The organism is Endozoicomonas sp. PH6C, from assembly GCF_059322965.1.
On record NZ_CP185342.1, the window covers coordinates 5,906,311 to 5,926,985 of the forward strand.

General features: G+C 46.9%; 8 protein-coding genes. All 8 read right to left on the reverse strand.

The genetic code is table 11. The features are described from left to right. Positions 1–297 precede the first annotated feature (297 nt). The 8 genes from ACOMG9_RS20950 to ACOMG9_RS20985 all read right to left on the reverse strand — a co-directional run bounded on the left by ACOMG9_RS20950 (position 298) and on the right by ACOMG9_RS20985 (position 20,670). Positions 298–7,824, reverse strand: a complete 7,527-nt coding sequence (locus tag ACOMG9_RS20950; protein ID WP_494529348.1) for an AAA family ATPase — start codon at positions 7,822–7,824, stop codon at positions 298–300. Between the two features lie 316 nt (positions 7,825–8,140). Beyond that, the gene (locus ACOMG9_RS20955; RefSeq protein ID WP_494529349.1) at positions 8,141–15,730 is read right to left on the reverse strand and encodes an AAA family ATPase; all 7,590 of its coding nucleotides are present in this window, start codon (positions 15,728–15,730) and stop codon (positions 8,141–8,143) included. Positions 15,731–16,002: 272 nt separating this feature from the next. Continuing rightward, positions 16,003–16,443 (reverse strand): type II toxin-antitoxin system HicB family antitoxin, encoded by a 441-nt coding sequence (locus ACOMG9_RS20960; RefSeq protein ID WP_448218321.1) that lies wholly within the window; start codon positions 16,441–16,443, stop codon positions 16,003–16,005. Between the two features lie 48 nt (positions 16,444–16,491). Next, the gene (locus ACOMG9_RS20965) at positions 16,492–16,671 is read right to left on the reverse strand and encodes a type II toxin-antitoxin system HicA family toxin (RefSeq protein WP_422135406.1); all 180 of its coding nucleotides are present in this window, start codon (positions 16,669–16,671) and stop codon (positions 16,492–16,494) included. A 143-nt stretch (positions 16,672–16,814) separates the two neighbouring features. Continuing rightward, positions 16,815–18,209, reverse strand: coding sequence for an AAA family ATPase (locus ACOMG9_RS20970; protein WP_494529350.1), 1,395 nt, complete (start codon positions 18,207–18,209; stop codon positions 16,815–16,817). A gap of 267 nt (positions 18,210–18,476) precedes the next feature. Then, a complete protein-coding gene (locus ACOMG9_RS20975; protein WP_448218323.1) occupies positions 18,477–18,716 on the reverse strand; it encodes a HigA family addiction module antitoxin in 240 nt (79 codons plus the stop codon). Between the two features lie 156 nt (positions 18,717–18,872). Continuing rightward, positions 18,873–20,078 (reverse strand): DNA cytosine methyltransferase, encoded by a 1,206-nt coding sequence (locus ACOMG9_RS20980; RefSeq protein WP_448218324.1) that lies wholly within the window; start codon positions 20,076–20,078, stop codon positions 18,873–18,875. Then, complete coding sequence (locus ACOMG9_RS20985; RefSeq protein WP_448218325.1) at positions 20,059–20,670, reverse strand: Eco29kI family restriction endonuclease; 612 nt, start codon at positions 20,668–20,670, stop codon at positions 20,059–20,061. The genes ACOMG9_RS20980 and ACOMG9_RS20985 overlap by 20 nt, the downstream gene beginning before the upstream one ends. Positions 20,671–20,675: the final 5 nt, after the last annotated feature.

The window sequence follows — 20,675 nt, forward strand, 5'->3', positions numbered from 1 at the left end:
CTTTCCTTTGCAGGAGTGTTATGAAACTGTATTACTATTTGACCTTAAAATAGGATTAAAGTTCCATTTTAACAGTTGCCTGTAACATTGAAGGAAGTCAACGTCCTCTAAAAACTCATCGTGACCAGACTAAGTACCTAACCAGTTGGTTTCGCATATTCTGGACGGCGCTTTTTCCATCCTTCTGCGTTCCAACTCTGGTTGCGTAGCTATGGCTACGCGCCCGTCGTTGCGCCTTGAAGGATGAAAAAATCCACTCGCCAGAATATGCGAAACCAACTGGCCAGGAACTTATGATCAGATATCCAATGAGTCAGCCATCGAATTCAGGTTTACGCTGCTCAAAAACTCTTCGGCAATGGTTGTCAGCTTATCGGACTTCAGCACCAGAGCATCACTGGCGTTGTGTGCCTCCCTTATGCGAGCGTCCTGAAAAGATTTCAGAAACCCGGGAGAGCTATCAATTGTGATCATCATGGCATACAGCTCTTCTGGTGAGGATGGATCATGAGTGCCATATTCCTTAAGCATGAAACCTTTGTTGGAAGTGTCGGCCCAACAATAGGTTAAGCAACCGCCTTTCGAGTGCGTTATTCCATACAGGTAATGACTGAAGGCCTGGAGAATTGCCCGTTCGCATTTGTCTTTTAGATAAGGCAAAAGATCTTGAGCCTGAGAGGTTACTGGTTTGTCGCAGTTTTTATCATAATTGTGAATATCCAATTCTTTCAGAGCATTGCCAAATGGTGTTTGCGCTGACTTATTTTGATGTATTTTTTCCAATATCTGCTTCAAGTTTGGGCTGTTCTCAACGATTAGTTGAAACAGAGCTTCGACCTTTTCATTAATCATCGTGTTTTGCCAGGAAGGCTGCCCCATGATAATCACCGGCCGGTGGCTCGCCTTGCCCGAGATTAAATTCGGAAACGCGGGATGGTGCACCAGCATTCGTTCTATATTCGGAACGCCTTCAGGATTGTCCGTCCAGGCGGCGTTTAACGATGAGCTGGCGATGTCACCCTCAAGGGTTGACGAAAGCCCACCATGACAGTGAGTGACCAACATGGCATCACTTTCTCTATTCTGGAAATTGTGAAAAACCAAACGCCAGGTCTGGCTATTTTTTTCTCTGGACAACAATTCCCTGTACCACTTTTTCAGGCAATTAGCGGCTTCAATCTTCAGTTCATCGACGCGTTCCAGATTTATCAATAGCTGATGGTGATCAACAGCCTTTATAAACTGCTCAATGTATTCCGGCTGTGGGTCCAGCCAACCTGATTTCATTGCTTCAAGAGCAAAGTGAATAACCGAAGGCCTGGCCAAGTCACTGCATTTCAGTATCTGCTCCATGACACTCAACCAAATCAGAGGACTTGTTTCCCACCGAACAATCATTTTTGAGTACAATAACTTGAGTAGTTCGGTGACCTGATCTTTATCACTGTTGGACAATAGTTGTCTGACTGTCCATGATATCGGATATAAATTACCTCCGACCAAACGCTTCTCGTAACGGCCCCATTCTTTTGTCTCCAGTGACTCCAGCAATGAGACCCCCATGGAAAAACTGGTTAGACCTTTTTCATCCCAAAGTCTCTCGACTATTCCAGCAAAAAATAGATTGTTTTCAGGCAATGCACTGTATCTCTCAAGGGCTTTGTTCAGTTCTTCCAGACTCATGCGACAGGCTTTAGCCAGAGTTTGCTGTTGTGCCGAATCAGCCTCTTTAAGGAAATCTTTCAGGAGTTCCTTAATTTTCCCGGACCTGGTGCTGGAATCAGCGCCCTTCATGAAGGGCTGGAAATACGGTCTGACTTTTTTTAACTGTGCAGGTGCCCCGCTCAAACTCACTGATTTCCAGGTTTGGCCCTTATCCCCGGAATACTCGGCATAGCTGTGGATATGACTATTCATTTGCCGACATGGAATCCCAAAATAACGGCAAAAAGCAACAAAAACAGCCACACGATGACGACAGCTCCCTTGCCGCTGTGTTACCAGAAAATGAAAAAAATTGCCCTTGCTTATTGGTTTGGCATCACCGGAAAACTGTCGGCAATACTCCTTGATTGCCATAATTCGTTGTTTCGTGGTTTTAGCGGTTTTTATTGCCCGCAAAGACTCATGTACTTCGGAGGGTTGTTGGTCCAACAGTTTGTCCAGTACTGTTTTTATACCTTCTGAACAGCGGGTGTCCAAATGTGTTGATCCATCTGGTCGGGTTCGTTTAGCAGCTGTTTTATTGCCCGACTCTCTGTGTTCTACGACATAAGTCGTTCTAATGTTCTGTTTGGCTGTGACCCCATGAACAGTCAGTGTGTGAAGCCCGGTATATTGGTCCCTGATCAGCGTGAATGGCCAATCGGGCTCTATACGCAGGGCCACGATATAGTCGTCAGCTGTCAGACTGGGCAATATAACTTGACCATTCTTCGATGACCATTCAAGGGTTCCCAGCGATTGATTGCTGGCTAATGTCAATTGCTGGTCACGCCCTGGTAACCGTTCAGGTGTAAGGGTTTCGAAACCCTCAATGTGTCTATCACTAATGTCGATCAGTTCGATATCACCCTTAGCTGACACATCAATATCCTCTGCCCGGCAGCGATACATATGAGACTTTCTCTGCTCAAAGACTCTGTAGTCGGTACGTACTGGTTTCTCCAGGCTTTCATAGTTCGTTTCCCTGCCCAATAATCGAGACCCTTTTGTGTCGACTTTGAGAATGTGTTTTTCAGGAGCCTTATCATTACCAATAGTCAATGTTTCTTTACCAGGTCGCGGCTCATGGTTCGTTCTCTGATCCAATGCCGGAGCCTGTTTCTCCTGGACGTGTGGCAGGTATTTTTCAGAATCCTCTGCCCAAGGGTTCAGCTGACCACTTATCCGATACCAAAACGCAGGGCACCATTGAGCAGCATTGGAATTCCATTCGCGTATCAGCTGGTCAGCCTCCTGAAAATAAGATTGGTTAGCTGGCATGTTCAGTGTTTGTTTCTCTTCTTTCGTCAGGGGAAATACGCTGTTAGCGTCCACACCTGTCTGGCCAAACTCATGATTAAACCAGCGTTGCTGCCAGTGTCGGTACAGTGCCCGGGTGATCATACCGTTCGACTGATCCGGCTTCAGTGAAAGACCTGATGCCCGCCACCTGGCCTGAGCTGTCATCTTGATGATTTCTGGTTTGGTTTCCTCTTTAGTCAGACGAGCCGCATAACGAATTTCATGGTGTTTTTCATCAATAGTGTTGCGATCACTGCGTCGTATCGACCACGGACGATCAATGCCCGATACCCTTTGGTTGAACCATTCGCAAAGTTCGGAATCAAACTCACTTTTACCTATGGCAGTAACTGATGACTCTGGCAGTTGCTCCAGCGATATGTTGGCGGCCATCAGAAAAAGGCGGTAGTGCTGATTGAGGCATTGATGAACGGCTTTTTCGGTCAAATCCCCCCCTCTGTTAACAGCCCTGGCGACATTCTGTAAATCAAGGCCGGTCGGTTGTAATGGCAGTTTTTTGCTTTGCAGTTGAGCCCTTAAAAGACAATGTTTTTCTGTTAGCATCTTGGCGACGAATGTCCCTTCTGAGGACTCTGGCAATACTTTCCCGGCAATGGTCTGCAATTCTGCAGGGTTGTACTGCCGGATGGGCAAATGTCGGAAACGCCCTTTCAGCGCCGGTGATAAGGGTTTGCGCCCGCTGTATTCAGGCGGGTTGATGGTGGCAAACAGGTGGAAACCCGGATGGGCTTCACCGGCCAGAATATCGTTTAACTCACCTTCCAGATGCTGGCTGTCGATCAGATTCATTTCCGAAATCACCACAATGCCGCCTGCCACTTTTGCCTTCTGGATCGTTTCACACACTTTGTCCCAGGAACAATCACAGGCATTCAGGTAAAAGACTTCCGGCATGGATTCTCCCCGTCGCTCAGTCTCCTGTCTGACACTTTCAATCACCAGGCTCAGCGTGGCATCTTTACCCCGTCCTGCCGGGCCTTCAATCAGTGTTGCCTGACGGCCGCCGTGTTTTATCTTGCGATGATAAGCCTGCTGACAGCGGCTTAAATCCTGTCCAAGCCATTGCGCCAGTTCACGGACTGCCGATCCGGAGGTATCAAAATCTGGTCGGATTTCTCTGGTGACTGTACTGAAGGTCTGCTGCATATTTGACAGGGTCTTGATACGAAGACTGTCGCTCAGGGTGTTCTCCGGTTGGTAACGGGCAGCAAACCAGATTTCCAGTGCTGACCGGGCATCCCGATGTGTTTCGGTGATTTCAGGGCCCAGTACATCCCGAAAACTGAGTTGTATCAAACTGTTTATTTGCCCACAGGTAACACTGCCGCAAGCGGGCTGAGCACGATCCAGATACCAACCTACCCAACTGCAGATATCCGTTAAATCTCTGGGGGTAAACTCATGGTCGGGCAAGAGTTCCTGATAATATTGCCAGAGCGCCATCACACTTTTGCTGGCACTGCGTGTAATGTCGTTTATTTGATGCTCCGTCAGATGCTCTTGTAAATGCTTGACCAGAGCCGGTTCCACCACCCTGCCCATGAGAAAAGCCTGGTCCAGACGTGGGTAGTAAGCTCTGGGTAGTTTCTCTTTCAGGGCCGGGTCGAGCTGGCGCCCGGCATAATGATCCGGGTTACCGGTGAGAATCACCCGGTGTTTTGGGCTGACCTTGACAGGATGACCATTCACGTAAATACAGGGTTGCGGTTCCCATAAGCCGTTCAATGATGCCAGTAATCCGGCTTGGGCCAGGTTGGCTTCATCCAGCACTAAAGTGATGTACTCTCCGTCTTTGTCGGATTCGGTCTTGGCCCATTCCATCAATGCCCGGTTTTGCTCCGCCATAGAGCGGTCGCCGTCAGGGTGTTGTTGCCACTGCCAGCGTTTCATCAGGGTCCGTTCACTGTCAGAAGGTCCAAGGGAGATCACCGAAGCCTGCCCTGAAGCCTTCGCCATTTTGGCAGAAAAGTAGCTTTTTCCGGTGCCGGTTTCCCCCTGCAGGAAGATAACGGGAGAGTCTGTAAGCCGGTCATGGAGTCGCGATAATCGACGACTTTCGCGATCCTTCTGACTCATCTCGCCGTGATAAAGATCATGGGCCAGTGCTGACATGGGGTTATCAACGGAACCTTTCCATTCCAGTGAGTCAGACAGTCGATTTTCTATATGTTCAATGCCTGTCGCGTCGGAATTTGCTGTTGCGGCAATATAAAAACAATCGGTAGCCAGATCGTGAATGGCGTCGGATCGGGTCTGCCCGGGCGGCAATAGTAAATGCCAGCCAGAAGCCAGTGCGTCTTGCAAACGTTTAATCTGTCTGGTTGGCCTGATGGCTAACGATTGACAGAGCTCTGCTTCCTCCGGATCGATTTCCAACTGATACGCCATTGCATCTCGTTGTGCTTCAGGCGCATGGGCCAGGATCATGGCAGAGAGCCTGTTCAGATCTTTGTCTTTATCATCCAGTTGCGATGGACGTTCATAAGACAGTTGAAATCCTTCAAATTTGGTGTCCTCAAATATCACCGGGTCAAAGGCTCTGGCCAGTTGCCAAAAGTTCTGCTTCACAAACTTTCTATCCAACGCCAGAGCACTGTTGATGGTGGCATTTAAGCGGTCCGGGTCGATTGAAGCGGTTTGATCCTCATCAGGCAATAACTGCCAACAAGCCACTTTCATAAAATCACGCACGGGCGGATGCTGCCGAGTGCCATGGGTGATGACGCTATTGATGGCCTTGCGCCAGTGGCAGGGCAGGAGCTGCGGGGACTGATCAACCTGCTGTGCCCGACGGGCAGCCAGCATCAGGTTATTCAACAAACCCGTGGTTATTTCAGGCAGAGGATTACAAAGGTGAGCAGGTACGGTTTTAAACGCCTGGTAAAGTTTATTAAGCGCTTGTTCTGGCAGTTCAGCCCGGGGGATTTCATGCCTGTTGGCATTGACAGCCCAGAGATCGACCTCAGGACAGGGTTTACCCTTGGCGACCAGCGAATGCAAGACCGGAGAAGGACTTTTCGCAGACTCAGGCCAGAGTAAGGTGACACAAGCCTGTGGGTAGGCTTGTAATTGACCGTTCACCAACAAAGGTTGCCCAATAACCAGGGGCTCCAGAAGCTGCTGAAGCCTTGGGTTATGCTCGAGTCCACGGAATACAACCGGTTTGCCAGTGCTCAATGCCTCCTGCAATTTACTTGGCTGTCGTCCAAAATGCGCCTGTTGTTCCGAGGTGATATGGATATTATCAAAGAGCTGGCTGAAGCCGGTCTGTTCGCTGACCTGAATGACCAAAGGGGCTTCCTGCTGATTATTTAGCCAATGACTTGTCTGGGTATGTTGCTGATAAGTAACGGTATTAAAAGTGGCTTGATCTGTGATTGGCTGTTCATTGTTTTCTGTCAATCCCAGTGCTTTTGGTTGCTGTCTTGAATCAGTCACCTGAAGTCGGGGCTCCAGGCCGGTCGTCTCGCGAATCGTCTGCAGTGAACCCAGCAAATGAAACCAGTGTGCCTCAGTGAGGGTGGACGTTACGGTGACAGCACCACCTGCCCGAATTTGTTCCAACAGGCTGGTATTAGGGATTGCATAGCCTTCCGGGGCAATGGCAATCGGGCTCAGCCACTCCCTGATATTACTCTGGTTAATGATGATCGGGTTTGCTGATGCATGGGCTTTATCAAGTTCCTGGTCACCTTCTTCATTATCAGAGTGAGACAGACTTTGGAACAGTGTATGAAGCTCTTCATTGCCTAACGGCATCTTATAAAACTGAACATCGTCGGGTAATGGACAGATCTTCCCGTTGCTCTCAAAACACTGTTGCGCCAGCATCTGTCGAACCGTCTGTTCAAAGGCCAGATCCTGCCAATTGGCGCCTTTCAGAATCACCCGTTGTCCGGCCTTTAACGACTCAAGCTTGCCGGGGATGTGTCGGATTCGCCCTTGTTGATCCACTCCGGGGCCACCCAGCAATAACTGCCGCCAGCTGCTGTCCAAGTGGCAGTTAATAAGAAGGGTATTTTCGTCATCCATAGCACTTTCGGCAGAGGGGAGTTCAGCCAATAACTGAACCTCGTCGATATCCATCAATGAGGCATTGCCGGTCGTTTCGTTGAACTGCCAGGTATTGCCCGGTCGATTAATTCGCCGCCAGAAATCAGCACCGGGTGCCTCGGCCCCCGACGCCTTGTCACGTCGGCCAACTGATGCCAACTGTGCAGGGTCTGCCAACACCAATAGCGAAACATGCTCGCCCAAAGGACGTTTTTTGTTGCTGACTTTGTCGTACAGGCAGGGGTTATCCGGGTCCAGTAAATCGTTAAACTTTGGCAGTTCTTCACCGGTGAGTTTTCGAATATCTATCACCAGTGTCAATGGCTGTGAACTTTCAAAGAGCTTGCCTGAACGCAGAGTGTGGCGACCCTCTTCGGAAATACTCAACCGGCTAACCAGGTTAGCCTGTGAGAGGTCGTCGGGGTGGGAAATAACAGTAACATCCTGATGTTTATCGCAGGTCTTGGCAATCAGAAGTTGTCGAACCTCGTCATCACTGGCGACAAAACGAAAATCGAAGGCATGAGTAGACTTTTGGAGCGACGAATCCATTGCAGATACGATTCTCGTTTTGTCAGGCAGGCCTCTCGAAGTTGGCGATATATTGAGTCTGGCAGTTACACCAGTGACCTCTGCAATCTCTGGTTTTAAATCCAGCTTTGCTCTTTTGGGTGGTATGCCGCCATCAGGCCTTTCAGCCTTAAAAACAGGGTTGTTTGTTTTTCCATTGATCTGACCATCCATAGTCAATCCCCTCTACTGCTTTCCTTTGCAGGAGTGTTATGAAACTCTATTACTATTTGACCTTAAAATAGGATTAAAGTTCCATTTGGACAGTTGCCTGTAACATTGAAGGAAGTCAACGACCTCTAAAAACTCTTCGTGACCAGACTAAGTACCTAACCAGTTGGTTTCGCATATTCTGGACGGCGGCTTTTTCCATCCTTCTGCGTTCCAACTCTGGTTGCGTAGCTATGGCTACGCGCCCGTCGTTGCGCCTTGAAGGATGAAAAAATCCACTCGCCAGAATATGCGAAACCAACTGGCCAGGTACTTATGATCAGATACCCAATGAATCCGACATCGAATTCAGGTTCATGCTGTTCAAAAACTCTTCGGCAATGGTTGTCAACTTATCGGACCTCAGCACCAGGGCGTCACTGGCGTTTTGTGCCTGTTGCAAGTAGGCGTCCTTAACAAGTTTCTCTTTCTGTCTAAAGCAACTCATATCAGACATCATGGCAAACAGCTCTTCTGGTGAGGATGGATCATGAGCGCCATAGCAAAAGTTATTGCTGTCATGGTTCATGCGAGAAAGCATGACAGTGTCAAGCCAACAATACGTTAAGCGACCGCCTTTTGACTGTGTCACTTCGTACAGATAATGACTGAAGGCATGTCTGATCGCTTGCTCGCATTTGTTTGTGAAGTCATCAAGAATTTTTTTCTCCTCACCCGACACCTTGAGGGGGGGCAGAGTCTGATTGGCTTTTTCCAATATCTGCTTAAACTCCGGCCTGTTCTCTGCTTTTCGTTGCAGCAGGGCTTGAACCTTTTCCTTAATTGCAATTTCGCCCCAGTCGGGGCAACCGATTATAATCACCGGACGGTCTTTATCCCTGCTCGAGTTTAACTGTGGAAAAGCAGGCTGTTGCACCAGCATTCGTTCTATATCAGGAATGCCCTCAGGATTGTTCGTCCAGACGTCTTGTATAGAACGATGGGCCATCTGATTTTCAAGGGATGACGAAAACCCGTCATGGCAATGAGTGACGAGCAAGGTATCACGTTCTTGCCTCTGGTAGTGTTCATAATTCAAACGCCACACACTACTGTGTTTTTCCCTGGACAACAATGCGTCATACCACTTTCTCAGACAATGGGTGGCTTTAACCTTCAGTTCATCGATACCTTCCAGAGCTTCCAATAGCTCATGATGTCCACGTGCATCGATAATATCGCTTTGATAATCTGGCACTGGATCCAGCCAACCCGATTCCATGGCTTTAAGGGCAAAGTGAATAACCGAAGGTTTGGTCCGTTCGCTCTGACGCAATATAGACACCATTGAACTCAACCACTTGTTAGGATTTGCTCCGCCCTGAATAATCATTCTTGAGTACAATGACTCGAGTTGTTCAGTGACCTTATCTTCATCATTGTCGAGCAAGATTTGTATGACTGCCTCCGACATCGGTTCATAGTCGCGATTCCTCCTGTACCATTCCCAATCGTCGACTTGCACAGAATCGAATTCATACCTCGCGTCTATGAGGCGTTTTAACGGAGCCTTCGACATCGGTTTATCATTATGACTTTTACTGTTCTCATCCTGATCGTCGCGAGTCACAGTACCGAGCAAATTCATCTCGTCATTGCTCAACGCTTTTGTCTCTGATAACAATGAGACACCCATGGCAAAACTGGTTAAATTTTTTTCTCCCCAAAGTTTTTTTACTATCTCGAAAATGCTTGGAATGCTTTCTGGCAATGCACTGTTTGTCAGAAAATATTTGCTCAGTTTCTCGGGGCTCGTATTCATGGCTTTGGCCAGCGTTTGCTGTTGTGATAAATCTGCCCCTTCCAGGAGATTCTTAATTGTTTTTAACGCAGCACTGGAACTTTGCAACGTTCTGATGCGCTGAAATTTTGGTATCACTTTTGTGTTCTTTGTGGGCGCTCCGCCCAAATCCACTGACAGCCAGGTTTGGCCTCCATCCTCGGAACACTCGGCAAAGGCGTGGGTATTGTTAAACATTTGCCGACATGGAATCTTGAAATAACGGCAAAGAGCGACAAAAACAGGCGCACGATGACGACAACGCCCTTGCCGCTGTGTTACCAGGAATTCAAAGAAATTCTCCCCGCGCTTTGGTTTAGTCACCCCGGAAAACTGCCGGCAATACTCCTTGATTGCCTGAATGCGTTCTGCCGTGTCTTGAGCGTCTGCTATTTTCCGCAAAGGCTCCTGTATTTCGGGTGGTTGTTGGTCAATGTTCGTAAACAGTCCTTTCAGTACTTTTTTCATCCCTTTTGAACAGCGGGTGTGAAACCTTATCGATCGTTTTGAGCGAGCTTCTTTAGCCGATGCTTCCAAGTCCGGTTCTCTGGATTCTACGACATAAGAAATTTGAATACGCTGCCCCTTAGCGTTGGCCTTTGGAATAAACAGCGTGTGAAGCCCGGTATATTTGTCTCTTTTCAGGGTATATGGCAAATCGGGTTCTATACTCAGGGCCACGATATAGTCATTAGGCGTCAGACTGGGCAATTCATATTCACCATCCTTTGATGACATCTTGAGGGTCGCCAGGGTTTGATTGCTGGCTAAGATAACTTCCTGATCACGCCCTGGTAAAGGGTCAGGTGTGAGAGTTTCGACCCCCAGGAAGTGCAGGTCATTAATATCGACCGTTCTAATATTACCCGTGTCAGACACACAAACATCACTTGCCCGCCAACGGTACATATGGGAAGGATGGTGCTGAGTTTTAAAAACTATTTCATCCTTAATTCGTGGCTTCTCCTCGCACTCATAGTCCGTGTCCCGTTCCAGGCCTATGAAATCTTTCTCGGAGAGTTCCTGGATGAATTTTTCATGAGCCTCGTCAGCATTGATGGCTGAGGCTTTGTTAGCATAATCGCTCACCTGCTGGTTGGGCAGATCACTTATCTGTTGCCAAAACGCAGACCCGTGTTGAGCTGCATTGGCGTTCCATGTGCTTATCCGCTGATCAGCTTCCTGAAGACAAGGCTGGGAAGCGGGTAACTTTAGCGTTTGTTCCTCTTCTTCCGTCAGGGGAAATACGCTATTGGCGTCAATGCCCGTCTTGTCAAACTTACGATCAAACCAGCTTTGCTGCCAGTGTCGGTACAGTGCCCGGGTGAGAGCATTGTCCGACGGATCCGGATTCAGGGAAAGACCGGATGCCTGCCATTGTGACTGAGCGACCATCCTGATGATTTCTGTTTTGGTTTTTTTTCCAGTCAGACCAGCCTTGAAACAAATCTCATGGTGTTTTTCATCAATACTGTTGCGATCACTGCGTCGTATCAACCATGGACGACTAATGCCCGATACCCTTTCGTTGAGCCATTTGCAAAGTCCGGAATCAAGTGCTCCTTTACCCATGACAAGAGCCGGTGACTTCGGCAGTTCCTCCAGCGACAGGTTGGCAGCCATCAGGTAAAGCCGGTAGTGCTGATTGAGGCATTGATGAAGTGCTTTTTCGCTAAAATTGCCTCCTGTTCTGACAGCCATTGCGACATTCTGTAAATCGCGACAGGTGAGCTGTAACGGCAGGTTTTTTCGTTGCAAGCAGGCCCTTAAACGACAATGTTTTTCAGTCAGCCATGCAGCGACGAATTTTCCTTTTGGGGAGTCTGGCAACACTTTCCCGGCAATGTTCTGCAATTCTGCCGAGTTATACTGGCGGATCGGCAAATGTCTGAAACGTCCTTTCAGCGCCGGTGATAAGGGTTTTCGCCCGCTGTACTCAGGCGGGTTGATGGTGGCAAACAGGTGGAAACCCGGATGGGCGTCACCGGCCAGAATATCGTTTAACTCACCTTCCAGATGCTGGCTGTCGATCAGATTCATCTCCGAAATCACCACGATGCCGCCTTCCACTTTTGCTTTCTGGATCGCTTCACACACTTTATCCCAGGAACAATCACAGGCATTCAGGAGATAAACCTCTGGTATGGATTCTTGCCGTTGCCTGGCCTGCTGTCTGACACTTTCAATCATCAGGTTCAGCGTGGCATCCTTACCCCGCCCGGCTGGGCCTTCAATCAACGTCGCCTGTCGTCCGCCGTGTTTTCTGTCGTGATGATAAGCTTGCTGACAGCGGCTTAAATCCTGTCCCAGCCGTTGCACCAGTTCAATGACTGCCGATCCGGAGGTATCAAACTCAGGTTGGAATTTTTTGGTGTATGCTTCGAAGTCTCGCTGAATATCTGGCAGGGTGTAGTTATGAACTTTGTCGCGCAGGGTGTTGTCCGGGTGGTAACGGGCAGCAAACCAGATTTCCAGTGCCGAAAGGGCATCCTGTTGAGTCTCGCTGATTTCGGGACCCAGTACATCCCGAAAACTTTGCTGGATCAAACTGTTCACTTGCTCACAGCTAACACTGTCGCCTTCCGACAACGCACGATCCAGATACCAACCCACCCAGCTACAGATGTCGGTTAAATCCCTGGGGGTAAACTCATGCTCGGGCAACAGCTCCTGATAATATTGCCACAGAGCCATCAGGCTCTTGGTGGCACTGTGTGCAATGTCGTTTATTTGCTGCTCCGGCAGATGCCGTTGTGATAAATGATTGACCAGAGCCGGTTCCACCACCCTGTCCTCAAGGAAAGCCTGATCCAGGCGTGGGTAATAAGCCCTGGGCAGTTTCTCTTTCAGGGCCGGATCGAGCTGGCGCCCGGAGTAATGATCCGAATTGCCGGTGAGAATCACCCGGTGTTTTGGGCTGACCGGAACAGGGTGACCATTGACATAGATGCAAGGCTTTGGCTCCCATAAGCCGTTCAATGACGCCAGTAATCCGGTTTTAGCCAGGTTGGCTTCATCCAGAACCAGAGTAATGTATTCTCCATCTGTGTCCTGTGGGATAGTAGCCCATTCCATCAGAGTCCGGTTTTGTTGCATCATAGAGCGGTCGCCATCGGTTTGCTCCCGCCACTGCCAGCGTTTCATCAGGGTCTGTTCGCTGTCGGAAGGTCCAAGGGAAATGACCTTAGCCTGTCCTGAAGCCTCTGCCATCTTTGCTGAAAAGTAACTTTTCCCGGTGCCGGTTTCTCCCTGCAGAAATATAACGGGAGAGTCCGTAAGCCGGTCATGAAGTCGCGACAATCGACGACTTTCACGATCTTTCTGACTTATCTTGCCGTGATAAAGATCCCGGGCCAGTGCTGACAGGGGCATATCAGCGGAACCCTGCCATTTCAGTGATTCAGACAGTCGATTTTCAATACGTTCAATGCGCTCTGCCTCAGAATTCGCTGTTCTGGCCATGTGGAAACAATCGGTGGCCAGAGCCTGAATGGCATCGGATCGGATCTGCCCTTGTGACAAAGGTAAATGCCAGCCGCAAGCCAGTGCGTCCTGCAAACGTTTGATCTGTCTTTCTGGCCTGATGGTTAACGATGAATATTGCTCTGTTGCCTTCGGATCGACTTCCAACTGATAGGCTATGGTCTGTCGTTGTTGTTCAGGCGCATGGGCCAGGATCATGGCACAGAGCCTGTCCAGAGCTTTTTTGTCAGCCGATTGTGGAAACGGACTTTTATAGGACAGTTGTAATTCGGTACCTTTAAATACTGCCGGGTCAAAGGCTCGGGCCAGTGGCCACAGGTTCTGCTCCACAAACTCTCTATCCAAATGCCGGGCACTGTTGATGATGGCAGTTAACTGATCCGGGTCTACCGAGGCGGCCTGACCCTCTTGCGGCTTCTGATGAGCATCCGGCGTGTTATCCGGTAACAATTGCCAACAAGCCACTTTCATAAAATCACGCACGGATGGATTTTGCCGGGTGCCATGGGTGATGACGCTATTGATGGCTTTGCGCCAGTGGCGGGGTAAAAGCTGTTGGGACTGGTCCACCTGTTTTGCCCGCCGGGCAGCCAGTATCAGATTATTCAACAACCCTTCGGTGATTTCAGGCAGAGCATTACAAAGGCCAACAGGTACGGTTTTAAACGCTTCGTAAAGTTTATCAAGTGCTTGTTCTGGCACCTCGGTTCGGGCGATACCATGCCTGGAGGCGCAGATACCCCAAAGATCAACCTTGGGACACGGCTTACTCCTGGCAACCATTGCACGAAATACCGAAGACGGGCTTTTTGCAGAATCAGGCCAGAGTATTGTGACATGAGCTTTTGGGTAGGCCTGCAATTGGCCATTCACTAGCAGAGGTTGTCCCACAACCAGAGGTTCCAGAAGCTGCTGAAGCCTTGGATTACTCTCCAGTCCCCGAACAACAACCGGCGTGCCAGCGATTAATGCCTCCTGCAATTTACTCTGAAGTCGTCCAAAATGGGCCTTTTGTTCCGAGGTGATATGGATATTATCAAATAGCTCACTGAAGCTGGTTTGTTCATTGACCTGAATAACCAGAGGTTCTCCCCGCTGATTATTCAGCCAATGACTTGCCTGAGCATGTTGCTGATAAGTGAAGGTATTAAAAGCAGCATGATCTTTAACTTTTTTCTGTGACTGATGGCTCCCGGGCAAAGGATGCTCATCGTTTTCTGTCAATCCCAGGGCTTTCGGTTGCTTTTTCCAATGCGCCACCTGAAGTCGGGGCTCCAGACCAGTCGTTTCGCGAATAGTCTGCAGTGAGCCCAGTAAACAAAACCATTCTGCCTGAGTGAGGGGAGACGTTACGGTGACGGTACCACCTGCCCGAACTTGCTCCAACAGACAGGTGTTAGGGGTGGCATAGCCTCCGGGAGCAATTGCAATGGGGCTCAGCCAATCCGTGATATTATTCTCGTTAATGATGATCGGGTTTCGTGGTGCGTGCTTTTTATCAAGTCCTTTGTCATCTTCTTTATAAGAGTGAGACAGGCTTTGGAACAATGAATGAAGCTCGTCCTTCCCTACCGGCATCTGATAAAACTGAACATTGTCGGGTAACTGACAAATCTTGCCGTTGCTCTCAAAGCTCTGTTGCGCCAACATCTGTCGAATCGTCTGTTCAAAGGCCAGGTCATCCCAGTTGGCGCCTTTCAGAATCACTCGTTGTCCGGCTTTTAATGACTCAAGTCTGCCGGGCAGGTGCTGGATTCGCCCTTTTTCATCCACTCCGGGGCCGCCCAGAAGCAACTGTCGCCAGTGGCTGTGCAGGTGACAGTCAATAACAAGGGTATTGTCGTTATCCATGGTGCTCTCAGCGGGAGAGAATTCAGCCAATACCGGAGGAACACTGTCGATGTTTATTGCCCGGGCATTGCCGGTCTGAGCATCGAAATGCCAGGAATTGCCCGGTCGATTAATTCGCCGCCAGAAGTCAGCACCCGGTGCGCCGGCCGCCAATGCGCCTTCACACCGGCCAACTGCTGCCAACTGTGCAGGGTCTGCCACGACCAATAGAGAAACATGCTTGCCCAGGGGGCGTTTCTTACGGCTGACTTTGTCGTACAGACAGGGGTTATCGGGGTCCAGCAGGTCGTTAAATTTTGGCAGTGCTTCGCTGGCGAGCTTTCGGATATCTATTACCAGGGTAAATGGCTGTGAACCTTCAAACAGTTTGCCCGGATACAGCCTGTGGCGACCATCACCGGAAATGCTCAGTCGGCTCACCAGGTTAGCCTGTGAGAGGTCATCGGGATGAGAAATAAGGGTGACCTCCCGATGTTCATCGCGGGTCTGGGCAACTAAAAGCTGTCGCACCTGATCATTACTGGCGACAAAACGAAAATCGAAGGCGTGAGGGGGCCTTTGAGTCGCGGAGTCCTTTGAAGATACGGTTCTCACTCTGTCCGGCGACGCAACCGGAGGTGCCGATCCATTGAGTTTGGGCGTTACACCAGGGCAGACATCCGTATTTTTTGACGATAAATACAGACTTGCTCCCCTGGCTGGCATGCCACCATCAGGAACGGGGTAATTTATTTTCTCACCAATACGACCATCCATAGTCAATCTTCCTCCCTACAGTCATTTGCAGGAATAAATTAAAGCTGTTTAATTATTTGACCTTAAGAAAGTACTAAAGTTCCGTTTTGATGATTATCCCTGGTGAGGAAAGAAAGTCAGCGGAGAAGAAAGTCAGCGATCTCAAAAAACGCATCATGAACTGGTATCCCAGTGCTGACGGGCAGCGTAGCTGACCCCGTCAAGCGAGTTCGTTATGCGCGTTCTATTTTTTGTCCGTGTACATGTCGTTTGTCAGGAGATGGTTTTACTTGTTATAAGGTTGCACCAGTTATTTGATGTAATGCTGCTTGCGTCAAAAAATCACTTCGATCTTTGTACTTTCCACCACTCTTAACGATTTGATCTATATGAGCAATAAGAAGATCAGACATGCTGACATTGATTCTTTTTTGCTTTCCCAGAACTTCATCTACTTCAATATCTATAAAAGCCCATTCGGTAAAATCTTCATAATCAGGATTATTCGAATAATCTTGTTTGTTTGATAATGCAATTTGAGATAGATCTAATTCTCCATTAAGAGCCATCTCTTCCATAACTGTAAATGCGGCATCTTTTGCATTTTTTACAATATCATCAAACTCATCAGCTGAAGAATAGGCTGAGTATTTATCATTGCACAGAGCAGGAATTACAATACCATAGGCTGTGTTATTGTCTTCCGCTTTTTCTATACCAATTTTAAATAACATGTCTTGCCTCACATTAATATAATTTCTTTATCGATTCTGAGGGGGAGATCACTCCCCTGCCCATTTCAGCAACTTTGTTACAAGCCCCTTTCCAAGTTTCCTTTTCGGATGAGGAACGGAAGTTCTTTTCCCTTCCTTGTTTATCCATATCTCATGAGAGCCTTTGCCTTGCCTTAAGAACCTGCAACCCCTGGCTTCAAGTTCTTTTCTTAGTTCGTCCGAAGTCATTCGACCTCCCTAAACTTGCATAACAGAAGTATATGCATGCATACACACCACAAGCAAACCTTTCCATACACAGTTATGTGCAAAGAGCTTTTTATTTTTAATTTCAGCGCTTTTCACCTTCGAAAACACATAAAATATTACTCTTAGGAATCATACTTTAGACCCTTGTATATTTTCTCCAGGTTGTGTGCTTTTCTTAAGTCTTTATCAACAAGCTTATAAAATGGATATTGCTTATCTATCAGAATAAAATAACTGTCAGGCCTCAATAAGTCATTTGACATAATGCTTAAGTTGTGAGTTGTAAGTATTGTTTGACAACTTGCCTGTATTAACTTTTTGACAACCATTTTTGATAATGAAAAGTGATAATAGGCGTCAAATTCATCAATATAAGCAAAAGTTAACTTATTGCCATCTAATTTAAGCCACCAATAATAGAAGATACCCAGCGACATTGTACCTGTGGAAGCTGCTAATCCAAACTCGATTGTATGATTTTTAAATTCAAAAACAATTCGTTCTTCACTACCTTCCCCAACAGCTTTTAGCTTGCAATCAACTCCAGCAGAATTGAGAAACTCTTCAAAATCAGCTAATTTCCCTGAATCAATAATGGCTTTAGACAAGCTTTTATTGTCTAATAATTGACCGTAATAATCGGCATTTTGTGATAGTGTTCTGAAGAAAACCATACCAGAAACAAACTCTATGAATCTCTTAAAAATTTTGGATTCAATATGATTTTTATCAAGAATTGCATTGGATTTTATATACTTAATGGCTGAAATGTTTGTTTCAGATAAATCCTTGTTAAGAGTTTCTGTTCCTAACAGATTTGTTTCTATAAAACTCTCTTCATCACGATTAAAACAAATAACCACCTTGTCATTTATTTTTAAACTTTCATAAGTTGTAAGGCCAGGAGAATCTTTTCCGTAAGCGTATTCAACTATGTTCTTTCCAAACTTAAATATATAAATAAACTCAGCAATGCTTGATTCTTCATTGTCGCCATTTAAATAATTCATATTTAATGATGGCATAACAGGAATGTCATTAATGTGGCAAGTTAGATCTAAAATAGCCAGCCCCAAATTCGATTTTCCACTACCATTTTGTCCATAAACTATGGAATTTTTAACTATACCGTCTTTAATCGTCTCAGTATTAAATTCATAATTTTTCTTAGTCTCAAGATCGAACTCATACCAATCCTTGAAATTCCTAAACCCCCTTACAGATATTTTTTTAAGCATCACATGCACCATGTATTCATATAACCAATAGAATTCTTGTACTCTAACACATTCCAGAAGACTTGCCGTAAAAAAAATACGGCATTGAGGCGGATTGATGAGAAACATAACCCAGAGCACACGGGCGTCAAAACCGTCCCAGTGATGCCAGTTCGTTAGGTAGTAAGGCTGTTTCTGAAGGTGGTTAACGATGATGGCGAGAGTTTCTTCTATTTTGTCAAAACGTTTGCGGTTCTCAGACTGGTAAGACTCAATTTTGCAGTCTTGCCGCTCAAACATGAGCCGGTTCTCTCGCTGGTTTTCGAGCACAATCTTCTGTGTTTCCCCAGTAATCTCGATGAACCGGTACAGAGCTGATAAAAAAAGCGCTTAAATTCACTCAACAGAGAAGAGCCAGCATAATCTGAACAAATAATTTTACGACAATGCACAATTAATAGCCGGGGCAGTGACGCGCTGAGCTTAACAAAAGTCAAAACCAACCTGCATCAGCTATAAAAGCTGCCAGAGAAAAAGCTATTTCCCTTAAACCATACTGAGTGGCTGTCAAATCCGGGCTTCATAATTGTCTTGCATACTGAGCCAGCTTTCAGGTGTGCGGCCCAATACTCTGGAAAGCCTCAGCGCCATCTCTGGTGAAACTGCACTCTTGCCTTTGATAACTCTATTCAAAATAGAAGCGGCTACACCGAGCTGTTCAGCAAGGTAACGGCAACTGACCCCGTGAGGCTCCATGTATACAGACTCAATGAATTCTCCAGGGTGGGGCGGATTGTGCATAGACATTAATGATAATCCTCATAATTAAGGATTTACGCATTGCCATCACGAAATTCGAAGTTAACTCGCCAGTTACCACTTACGCAGCTTATTGCTCAATACGAGTCAAAAGCCAAGTTCTCGAATTTGGTATGGAGCCTAACGCCGCAAACACCGGCGCAGCTATGCTGCCACCGAGTGCTTTGACTTGTTAGGGGCAATGACTTGATAGACACTCTTTGCTACTACTTCAGCTAGTGTGACGGGAACGGCGTTACCAATTTGCCTCATGCACTCACTCCATACTCCGGCAACATGATAATCATCAGGAAATGTTTGAATTCTTGCAGCCTCACGTACGGTGAAATACCTAATTGAATTATCATTAAAGCGAACCATATTTTCCCCGCCGGGGACACCATGATCTCCCGCTTTTAATGTTTTAGAAGGCTCGTCGATGGGACTTCCTGTGTGACCAGGATATGATTTGGCACCATCTTTAAATACATGGTTGTTAAAATCATTCTTTTTTTTAGGCGAAGGTAAATCTCGTATAGCTTCCCTGACAGTAACCCATGGTTTTTCTTCAGGTTGGAATAGCCCGTACTTTTTTTGAAGACGTGAAGCAATTTTCTCTGGGTTTTGATTTAGTTTTGGCCTATCGAATTTAGAAACCTTGAGGCGCTTCCAGTAATCTCCAGTAACCCATTGATCCCATAACAATGCATCTTGAGAGTGAGTAGCCTTGGGAAAACTCCACTCGACATTTAAATCATTACGGAAGCCAACAATGAAAACTCGCTCTCTTTTTTGAGGAACACCATAATCTGCAGCATTCAGAAGTCTGTACACGACATTGTATTTAAGACCTCTATATTTGCCTTTCGTATGAGTTTCTTCGAGTCTCGCTAAATGACTCTCCCAGTCTTCGCCATCTGCCTTAGAGATATTTGGGTAGGATAATTGCAATATTATGTATTCAAAATATGTGCTGAAATTTTTTCTCAGCAATCCCTTAACATTTTCAAATATAAAAGAGTCAGGCCTTGACTCTCTTACTGCTCGAACAGCTTGAGGAAACATATCTCTGTTATCGTTAAACGCCTTGTGCTTTCCACCTAAAGAAAATGGTTGGCAGGGAGGGCCACCTGCAACGAGAGAAAGACTGCCTCTATATTTTTGGAATGATATATTTCTTACATCTTCATGCTGGATATCCCAGCTTTTTATTTGAGCTTGTCCCTCATCATGATTCTTTAACAATGTGTTTACAGCATCTTTATTAAATTCAACGAGCATTTCATGCTTAAAGCCACTGTTTGCCAACCCCAAAGCTAACCCGCCTGCTCCAGAAAATAGCTCGACTGAGTTAGGTTGATTTTTGGACATGATAAATACCTATTTTTTCTTCAACTTTATTCTCATTCGGTGGCGTACCTTTTAGTCGATCAGCCCAAACTCTGCCGGGATGAAGCACGTCCCATTCAGATTTTGCTTGCTCATACCTGCCCTTACCGGGATCATGATTGCCAAACCCATCTATATGAGAGTTCCAAAGAGGATTATACCTGCGAGTCATCGCCGCTTCCACAGTACTTATAAGGTCAGCTTCCTGATCTTGTAACACGATAAACCTGCATGAAAAATCTTCAATCTGAAGATTCTCCGCAGCATTAATGCTTCTCGCGTGCTCGTTTAACCTTCTGTATAAAGCGGAATCATTTTCTTTAAGACTACCCCGACCTTGCCTCCATCCCCGCAGTACTGCTTTACCCACATAAATTGGAAGATCTGGAGTTTTGCTATAGATCTTTCTGTACTGTGGAAAATCCCCTTTGTAATATAGTGCATATACGCCACCGCCTGCGAATTTGACCTCCGGTGGAAGTTTTTCAAACGGCGTATTTATCATAAATTCAACTGCGTCTTCGATAAGCTCTACAAAAGACTCCGACCGATAAATATGTTCTTCTATCTTCATTTACA

Bases quoted from the DNA above. Each gene is read 5' to 3' on its own strand.
- ACOMG9_RS20980 (WP_448218324.1), bottom strand. From the start codon at position 20,078: ATGTCCAAAAATCAACCTAACTCAGTCGAGCTATTTTCTGGAGCAGGC.
- ACOMG9_RS20970 (WP_494529350.1), bottom strand. From the start codon at position 18,209: ATGTTTGAGCGGCAAGACTGCAAAATTGAGTCTTACCAGTCTGAGAAC.
- ACOMG9_RS20950 (WP_494529348.1), bottom strand. From the start codon at position 7,824: ATGGATGGTCAGATCAATGGAAAAACAAACAACCCTGTTTTTAAGGCT.
- ACOMG9_RS20975 (WP_448218323.1), bottom strand. From the start codon at position 18,716: ATGTCTATGCACAATCCGCCCCACCCTGGAGAATTCATTGAGTCTGTA.
- ACOMG9_RS20985 (WP_448218325.1), bottom strand. From the start codon at position 20,670: ATGAAGATAGAAGAACATATTTATCGGTCGGAGTCTTTTGTAGAGCTT.
- ACOMG9_RS20965 (WP_422135406.1), bottom strand. From the start codon at position 16,671: ATGACTTCGGACGAACTAAGAAAAGAACTTGAAGCCAGGGGTTGCAGG.
- ACOMG9_RS20955 (WP_494529349.1), bottom strand. From the start codon at position 15,730: ATGGATGGTCGTATTGGTGAGAAAATAAATTACCCCGTTCCTGATGGT.
- ACOMG9_RS20960 (WP_448218321.1), bottom strand. From the start codon at position 16,443: ATGTTATTTAAAATTGGTATAGAAAAAGCGGAAGACAATAACACAGCC.